Genomic DNA, 3,038 nt, shown 5'->3' with positions numbered 1-3,038 from the left:
CGCGGCGAGTGATGCCGCGGTGACACCGCGGCGGGGGTGCTCGTCGGTGTCGACGACGACGACGTCGTCTCCCCCGCCCCGGGGGACCCGCACCGGCACGATCTCCTCGTCGAACACCCGCCCGTCCTGCGCCGCGACGGCGCGCCGCTGGCTCTCGGCCGCCAGCTCGTCCTGCTCGGCTCGGGAGATCGAGTACTCGGCGCGGAGGTTCTCGGCGGTCTCGAGCATGCCTCCGGGGATCGGGTGGTCACGGCCGCCCGACGTCACCCGGCCCCGCGCGATGCGGTCGACGAACTCCACGCGGTCACCGCGGACACCGCCGCGCAGGCCGAGCGAGTAGAACTCGCTGTTCGACATCGACTCCGCCCCGCCCGCGATCACCACCTCGCTCGCGCCCACCGCCACCTGCATCGCGGCGTTGAGCACGGCCTGCAGTCCGGATCCGCACCGGCGGTCGATCTGGATCCCGGGGGTGCGGATGTCCAGGCCGGCGTCCAGTGCCGCGACGCGCCCGATCGCCGGAGCCTCCCCGTTCGGGTAACACTGCCCGAGGATCACGTCGTCGACATCCGTGGCGGACAGACCGGTGCGGTCGACCAGACCGGAGATCGCGGCCGCGGCCAGATCGGCGGCCGCGAGCGGGGCGAGGGCGCCGTGGCGGCGACCCACCGCGGTGCGCACGGGTTCGCAGACCACGACGTCGGCGAGGGCCCGCGACATGCGGGAACTCACCGACTCATTCCACCATCATCCGGACGGTCTCGGCGACGACCGCCGGACGGTCGGAGCCCTCGACCTCCACGGTCACCAGACTGCCCAACTGGACCCCGGAGGCCCTGCGCTGGAGCGAGGTGAGCTCGATCCCCGCCCGGATGCGCGATCCCACCGGGACCGGTGCCGGGAACCGGACCTTGTCGACGCCGTAGTTGATCATCATCCGGAACCCCCGGATCTCCATGACCTCCGCGCCCAGCACGGGCAGCAGGGAGAGGGTCAGGTAGCCGTGGGCGATGGTGGCTCCGTAGGGCCCCTGCGCCGCCCGGACCGGGTCGACGTGGATCCACTGGTGGTCCCCGGTCGCGTCGGCGAACGCGTCGATGCGGTCCTGGGTGATCTCCATCCAGTCGCTGTACCCCACGTGTCGCCCGAGTTCGGCCTCGAGCTGCTCCAGTCCCTCGAACACCCTCATGACAGTCCTCCTCGCTGCACCAGTTGCGATGCGATGACGTTGCGTTGGATCTCGTTGGTCCCCTCGCCCACGATCATGAGCGGGGCGTCGCGGAAGTACCGCTCCACGTCGTACTCCGTGGAGTAGCCGTACCCGCCGTGGATCCGGACCGCGTCGAGCGCGATCTCCATGCCGACCTCGGAGGCGAACAGCTTGGCCATCCCGGCCTCCATGTCGCAGCGCTCGCCGGCCTCGGAACGCTCGGCGGCGTGGAGCGTGAGCTGGCGCGCGGCGGACAGCTTGGTGGCCATGTCGGCCAGACGGTGACCGACCGCCTGGTGCTTCCAGATGGGCTGCCCGAACGACTCCCGCTGCTGCGCGTAGGCGAGAGAATCCTCGAGGGCGGCGGCCGCCACCCCGAGGGCACGGCCGGCCACCTGGATCCGTCCGGTCTCCAGGCCCTTCATCATCTGGGCGAAGCCACGTCCGGGCTCGCCGCCGAGCACCTGCGTGGCGGGCGTGCGATAGCCGTCGAAGGCCAGCTCACACGTCTCGACGCCCTTGTACCCGAGCTTGGACAGGTCCCTCGAGACGGTCAGCCCGGGACCGTGCCCGACCAGGACGATCGAGATCCCCCTGTGCGCGGGCGTCGCCGACGGGTCAGTCTTGCAGAGCAGGGCGATGAGGCCGGAGCGGCGCGCGTTCGAGATCCACGTCTTGGCCCCGGTGATCACCAGGTCGTCTCCGTCGGGTGTCGCGACGGTGCCCATGGCCTGGAGGTCCGACCCCCCGCCGGGCTCCGTGAGGGCCATGGTCGCCCGCACCTCACCCGTGGCCATCGTCGGGAGGTGGGTGGACTTCTGCTCCTCGGTGCCGAACTCGGTGAGGAGCTTCGCCACCACCGTGTGCCCGCCCATGGCGCCCGCCAGGGACATCCAACCGCGGGCGAGTTCCTCGGTGACGCGCACGAAGCAGGGCATCGAGACCGGCATCCCGCCGTACTCCTCGGGGACGGCCAGGCCGTAGATCCCGATCTGCTTCATCTGCTCGATCCAGCGTTCCGGGTAGGAGTCCGCGTGCTCCATCTCGCGCACGGACGGCCTGACCTCGCGGTCGATGAACCGGCGCACGGTCGCGACGAGGTCGGCCTCGTCCTGGTTCAGGTCCGGCACCGGTGACACCTCGTCGTCGTCTCGATCCGCCCGTCGGGCGGGGTCCGGACATCATCGCAACCCTCCATCCGATAGTCAATAATCATGCGCATGGTTTGGTTAGGATGCCGGTCATGGACACTCGCGACGCCCGGCCCGTCGGCGGACCCTACTTCGACCAGCTGGCGGTGGGTCAGGTCGTCGTCGACGCCCCGTCCGTCACCCTGACCGACGGTCTCGCCGCCGCACACCAGGCGATCCTCGGCGACCGGCTGCGGCTCCCCCTGGACCGTCGTCTCGCCCACGCCGTCACCGGCGGCACGGTGGCCCACCCGGGCCTCGTCGTCGACGTCGCGATCGGCCAGTCCACCCTTGTCACCCAGCGCGTGCGGGCCAACCTCTTCTACCGCGGCCTGCGTCTGCTCACCGCACCCCGGATCGGTGACACCCTGACCACCCGGACGGAGGTCGTGGGACTCAAGACCAACAGCCACTCACCGGGCCGCACCCCCACCGGGCTCGCCGCGCTCCGCATCACCACCACCGACCAGGACGGACGGACCGTCCTGGACTTCCACCGATGCGCCATGCTGCCCCTGGCTCCGGGCGTCGACCCGGACTCGTGCGCCCACACCGACGACCTGGCGGCGGTCGGGACCGCCACCTCCCGGCCGTGGGCGACACCCGACGCCTGGGACCTGGCCGCCTACCGCGCCGCG

Annotated in this window: 3 protein-coding genes and 1 pseudogene; 1 reads left to right on the top strand and 3 read right to left on the bottom strand. The window is 71.3% G+C overall.

Going from position 1 to position 3,038, the window contains the following annotated elements; all coding sequences use genetic code 11:
* From G6020_RS08590 to G6020_RS08580, 3 genes are all read right to left on the bottom strand, one after another.
* Positions 1-720: beta-ketoacyl synthase N-terminal-like domain-containing protein (locus G6020_RS08590; protein WP_182610335.1), on the bottom strand; the 720-nt coding region annotated here is incomplete at its 3' end.
* Positions 721-736: 16 nt separating this feature from the next.
* Positions 737-1,189 carry a MaoC family dehydratase gene (locus tag G6020_RS08585; RefSeq protein WP_182610334.1) on the bottom strand — a complete coding sequence of 151 codons (453 nt, stop codon included), beginning with the start codon at positions 1,187-1,189 and terminating at the stop codon, positions 737-739.
* A complete protein-coding gene (locus G6020_RS08580; protein WP_182610333.1) occupies positions 1,186-2,340 on the bottom strand; it encodes an acyl-CoA dehydrogenase family protein in 1,155 nt (384 codons plus the stop codon). The genes G6020_RS08585 and G6020_RS08580 overlap by 4 nt, the downstream gene beginning before the upstream one ends.
* 113 nt (positions 2,341-2,453) lie before the next feature.
* Here G6020_RS08580 and G6020_RS08575 point away from each other — a divergent pair.
* Positions 2,454-3,038, top strand: a pseudogene (locus G6020_RS08575) (acyl dehydratase); the annotation flags it as partial.

The sequence above is a fragment of the Dietzia sp. B19 genome (genome assembly GCF_014145155.1).
Lineage (GTDB): Bacteria > Actinomycetota > Actinomycetes > Mycobacteriales > Mycobacteriaceae > Dietzia > Dietzia natronolimnaea.
Note: the sequence above shows the minus strand (reverse complement) of the source record. Positions and strands in the feature narration are given on the sequence as shown.

Excerpts from the sequence above, each read along its gene's own strand:
- G6020_RS08585 (WP_182610334.1), bottom strand. The coding sequence starts at position 1,189 with ATGAGGGTGTTCGAGGGACTGGAGCAGCTCGAGGCCGAACTCGGGCGA.